We start from the raw sequence: 5,278 nt of genomic DNA, 5'->3' as shown, positions 1-5,278 counted from the left end.
CGCGGCGGCCCGCGCGGAGGAGCGGACGGGCGGCCGGGGCGCCCTGAACTTCCTGGAGGAGACCGAGGCGCAGGACATCGCCGCGGACACGCTCACGCGCAGGGCCGTGCGCCCCGACGCCGTACGCCTGATGACGGCGCACCGCTCCAAGGGCCTGGAGTGGCGCCTCGTCGTGGTCGCGGGTGTCCAGGAAGGGCTCTGGCCCGACCTGCGCCGCCGCGGCTCCCTCCTGGAGGCGGACCGCATCGGCCGCGACGGCCTCGCCGAACCGCTCACCCCCGGAGCGCTCCTCTCCGAAGAGCGCCGCCTCTTCTACGTCGCCGCCACGCGCGCGCGTGAACGCCTCGTCGTCACCGCCGTGAAGGCACCCGCGGACGACGGCGACCAGCCCTCCCGCTTCCTCACCGAACTCGGCGTCGAACCCAAGGACATAACGGGCCGCCCGCGCCGCCCCCTGTCCGTCGCCGCGCTCGTCGCCGAACTGCGCGCCACCACCGTCGACCCGCGCGCCTCCGACACCCTGCGCGAGGCCGCGGCCCGGCGCCTCGCCCGCCTCGCCGCGCTCAGCGACTCCGACGGGCGCCCCCTCGTGCCGTCCGCGCACCCCTACCGCTGGTGGGGCATGTACGAGCCGACGGCGAGCGAGATCCCCCTGCGGGACCGCGACAAGCCCGTCGTGCTCTCCGGGAGCGCCCTGGACCAGCTCGCCAACACCTGCGCCCTGCAGTGGTTCCTGGGCCGCGAGGTGAAGGCGGACGCCCCCGCGACGGCCGCGCAGGGCTTCGGCAACGTGGTGCACGTCCTGGCCGACGAGGTGGCCTCCGGGCGCACCCCGGCCGACCTCGCCGTCCTCATGGAGCGCCTCGACTCGGTGTGGGACGCCCTCGCCTTCGACGCCCCCTGGAAGTCGGCCCAGGAGAAGGAGCACGCGCGCGTGGCGCTCGAACGCTTCCTCCAGTGGCACGTGATGGACCGCGCGAGCCGCACGCCGGTCGCCAGCGAGCACGGCTTCGACGTGACGCTGGAGGCAGGACCCTACGAAGTACGCGTACGGGGCTCCATGGACCGCGTCGAACAGGATGCGGAAAACCGTGCCTACGTAGTCGACTTCAAGACCGGCAAGCAGTCCCCGACCGCCGCCGAGGTGGCCCGCCACCCGCAGCTGGCCGTCTACCAGCTCGCGGTCCGCGAGGGCGCCGCCGACGAACTCTTCGGAGGCGTACGCCCCGAGGCGGGCGGCGCCGAGCTGGTGCAGCTGCGCCAGGCCGCCGCCAAGAAGAACGGCGGCGACGCCTTCCCCAAGGTGCAGGCCCAGGAGCCCCTCTCCGGGGAGTGGGTCGGCGAACTCCTCGCGACGGCGGCCGGCAAGGTCCTCGACGAACGCTTCACGCCCACCGCGGGCCAGCACTGCACGCACTGCGCCTTCCGCGCCTCCTGCAGCGCCCGCCCCGAGGGCCGCCACGTCGTGGAGTGACCCGCCCCGTCCCACCCGTGGGGATTGTCACGTCCTCCCCCTCGTGGGCATAGCACCCTCAGAAGCAATTTAAAGTCTCCGTAAAGACATGCTGTGCACCGGCTGGTGGTGCACCTTTTCGAGGAGATGCGCGTATATGGCAGCCAACCGGAAGCTCCTGGCAGTGGCCGCGGCCTGCGCCGCCGCCGTCATCGGCGTCACCGGCTGCAGCAGCGACGGCGGCGACAAGGACCCCTTCGACGGGATGAGCGCCGACAAGATCGCCGACAAGGCGTCCAAGGCCTCCAAGGACGCCGGTTCCTTCACGATGAAGGGCCAGATGAAGAAGGCCGGCGAGACGAGCAACATCGAGTTCGCAGTCGCCGAGTCCGGCGACTGCAAGGGCACGATGGGCTCGCCGAAGACCGGCACCGCCCAGTTCCTCTCCATCGGCAAGTCCTCGTACGTCAAGGCCGACGACAAGTTCTGGGAGGGCCAGGGCGGCGGCGCGACGGCCGAGCTCGTCAAGGGCCGCTGGGTGAAGTCGGACACCGAGAAGGACGGCGTCTGCAACCGGGACGACATGTTCAAGTCCGACAAGCTCAAGAACCTGAAGCGTGGGGACGACGCCGAGGTCGACGGCAAGAAGGCCGCGGTCCTGACCCAGAAGAAGGGCAAGGAGACCACCACCTTCTACGTCGCCATGGAGGGCAAGCCCTACTTCCTGAAGGTCGAGAACAAGAGCAGCGACGAGCCGGGTTCGGTGACCTTCAGCGACTACGGCAAGCCCGTCGACGTGAAGGCACCGCCGGCCAAGGACGTCGTCGACCCGAAGAAGATCGCTGCCGGTAGCTGACCCCGCGCACTCCATGAAGCGGTGGTGGCCGCCGACGTCCGGATCCGCTCCGGTTGTCAGTGGCCACCGCTAGCCTCTCTGACGTGTCACCTCGCATCACCGATCCCGAGCAGCTCAAGGAGCTCCTCGGCATCCCGTTCACCCCGGAGCAGACGGCCTGCATCATCGCGCCGCCCGCCCCGCAGGTGATCGTGGCCGGCGCCGGGTCGGGCAAGACGACGGTGATGGCCGCGCGCGTGGTGTGGCTGGTCGGCACCGGCCAGGTCGCCCCCGAACAGGTCCTCGGCCTGACGTTCACGAACAAGGCGGCGGGCGAGCTCGCCGAGCGCGTGCGCCAGGCCCTGATCAAGGCCGGCGTCACCGACCCCGAACACGTCGATCCGGCCGGCTCCTCGCCCGGCCACCACTCCTCGACGACGCCGCTGCGCGTCGACCCCGACTACTCGCCGGGCGAGCCGGTCATCTCCACGTACCACGCGTTCGCGGGCCGCCTCCTGACCGACCACGGCCTGCGCATCGGCCTGGAGCCCACCTCCCGCCTCCTCGCGGACGCCACCCGCTTCCAGCTCGCCGCGCGCGTGCTGCGCGAGGCCCCCGGCCCCTATCCCGCCCTGACCCGGTCCTTCCCCGACCTCGTCAGCGACCTCCTCGCCCTCGACAGCGAGCTGGCCGAGCACCTCGTGCGCCCCGAGCGGCTGCGCGCGTACGACACCGGACTGCTCCAGGCCCTGGAGGGCGCCAAGCTCACCAACGCCGACCTGCGCAAGGTCCCCGACACGGCCGCGGCCCGGCTCGAACTGGCCGAGCTCGTCGGGCAGTACCGCGTGGCCAAGCGCTCCCGCGACCTCCTCGACTTCGGCGACCAGATCGCCCTCTCCGCCACCCTCGCCCGCACCCGCGCGGAGGTCGGCGAGATCCTGCGCGAGGAGTTCCGCGTCGTCCTCCTCGACGAGTACCAGGACACGTCGGTGGCCCAGCGCATCCTCCTGTCCGGCCTCTTCGGCGGCGGCACGGGCCACCCGGTGACCGCGGTCGGCGACCCCTGCCAGGCGATCTACGGCTGGCGCGGCGCCTCCGTGGCGAACCTCGACGACTTCCCCGAGCACTTCGCGCACGCCGACGGCCGTCCCGCGGCCCGCCACGCGCTCAGCGAGAACCGCCGCAGCGGCGGCCGCCTCCTGGACCTCGCCAACGGCCTCGCGGAGCCCCTGCGCGCCCTGCACGCGGGCGTGGAGGCCCTGCGGCCCGCCCCCGGCGCCGAGCGCGACGGCGTGGTGCGCTGCGCCCTGCTGCGCACGCACGCCGAGGAGATCGACTGGCTCGGCGACTCGATCGCCCACCTCGTGCGCACCGGCAAGGAGCCCGGCGAGATCGCCGTCCTGTGCCGCACGGCCACGGACTTCGCCGAGATCCAGGCCGCGCTCGTCGCCCGCGACATCCCCGTGGAGGTCGTCGGCCTCTCCGGACTGCTGCACCTGCCGGAGGTCGCCGACCTCGTCGCCGTCTGCGAGGTCCTCCAGGACCCGGGGGCGAACGCCTCCCTGGTGCGTCTGCTGACCGGCCCGCGCTGGCGCATCGGCGCCCGCGACCTGGCCCTCCTGGGCCGTCGCGCCCGCCTGCTCGTCCGCACCGGGCACCTGGCTCCCGAAGACCCCGACCGCCGTCTCGCCGAGGCCGTCGAGGGCGTCGACCCGGCCGAGGTGACCTCGCTCGCGGACGCGCTGGACACGTTCCTGGAGTCACCGCTCGACCCGGACGACGCCTCCGGAGGCGACGACGGGCTGCCCTTCTCCGCGGACGCCAGGGTGCGCTTCGCCCGGCTCGCCGCCGAGCTGCGCGAGCTGCGCCGGTCGCTGTCCGACCCGCTGATGGACGTCCTGCACCGCGTGCTCGCGGTGACCGGCCTGGAGGTGGAGCTCTCCGCGTCCCCGGGCGCGCTGGCGGCCCGCCGCCGCGAGACCCTCTCCAACTTCCTGGACGTCGCCGCCTCCTTCGCCGCGAACGACAGCGGCGCGACGCTGCTGGCCTTCCTCGGCTTCCTGCGCACCGCCGCCCAGTACGAGAAGGGCCTCGACAACGCCCTGCCCGGCGGCGAGAACACGGTCAAGGTGCTCACCGCCCACAAGTCCAAGGGCCTGGAGTGGGACGTCGTCGCCGTCCCCGGCCTGGTCGAAGGCACCTTCCCCAGCGCGCAGGGCCGCGAGAAGTGGACGGCCCAGGCCAAGGTCGTGCCGCACGAGCTGCGCGGCGACGCGGCCACGCTGCCCGACGTCGAAGTGTGGGACGCCAAGGGCATGAAGGCCTTCCACGAGGCCATGAAGGACCACCAGCGCACCGAGGAACTGCGCCTCGGGTACGTGACGTTCACCCGCCCCCGCTCGCTGCTCCTGGGGTCGGGCCACTGGTGGGGCCCCTCCCAGAAGAAGCCCCGCGGCCCCTCGGACTTCCTCCTGGCCCTGCACGACCACTGCGCGGCGGGCCACGGCGAGATCGAGGCCTGGGCGGACGAGCCGGCCGAGGACGAGGAGAACCCCGCGCTCAACGAGACGAGCGCCGACCAGGCCTGGCCGCTCCCGCTGGACGACGCCTCCCTGGCCCGCCGTCGCGCCGCCGCGCGGACGGTCCTCGCCCACCTGGACCGCCTCACGGGCGAGGGCACGCCGGAGACCGGCCGCAGCCACGAGGAGGCCCACCCCTCGGCGTACGACGACGTGCCCCCGGCCGACGACCCGGAGTGGCCGCCCCCGCCGGAGGACGAAGAGGAGTTCTACGGAGAGGCCGGTTTCGTCGAGGCCGAGGCCGACGCCGACCCGCTGGACTGGGACTCCCTGCCGACGGAGCGCCCGACGGTCCCGCACCCCGCGGACGCCCCGGGAGCCGAATCCACGCACCCCGGGTCCGCCCACCCCCGGTCCACGCCTTCCGGAGCCGAGGACACCACCGGCGAGGTCGCCCACGCGCGCGTGCCG

General features: G+C 73.3%; 3 protein-coding genes. All 3 read left to right on the top strand.

Going from position 1 to position 5,278, the window contains the following annotated elements; all coding sequences use genetic code 11:
• Positions 1-1,474, top strand: a 1,474-nt coding sequence (locus AOK22_RS35370) for a PD-(D/E)XK nuclease family protein (RefSeq protein ID WP_244165231.1), incomplete at its 5' end; no start/stop codon positions are given.
• 136 nt (positions 1,475-1,610) lie between these two features.
• On the top strand, positions 1,611-2,309 hold the full coding sequence (locus tag AOK22_RS35365) for a hypothetical protein (RefSeq protein ID WP_055702797.1): 699 nt from the start codon (positions 1,611-1,613) through the stop codon (positions 2,307-2,309).
• An 83-nt stretch (positions 2,310-2,392) separates the two neighbouring features.
• On the top strand, positions 2,393-5,278 hold a 2,886-nt coding region (locus AOK22_RS35360), incomplete at its 3' end, for an ATP-dependent helicase (RefSeq protein WP_167357917.1).

Origin of the sequence: Streptomyces silaceus, from assembly GCF_001419745.1 — a bacterium.
GTDB classification, from domain to species: domain Bacteria; phylum Actinomycetota; class Actinomycetes; order Streptomycetales; family Streptomycetaceae; genus Streptomyces; species Streptomyces silaceus.
Note: the sequence above shows the minus strand (reverse complement) of the source record. Positions and strands in the feature narration are given on the sequence as shown.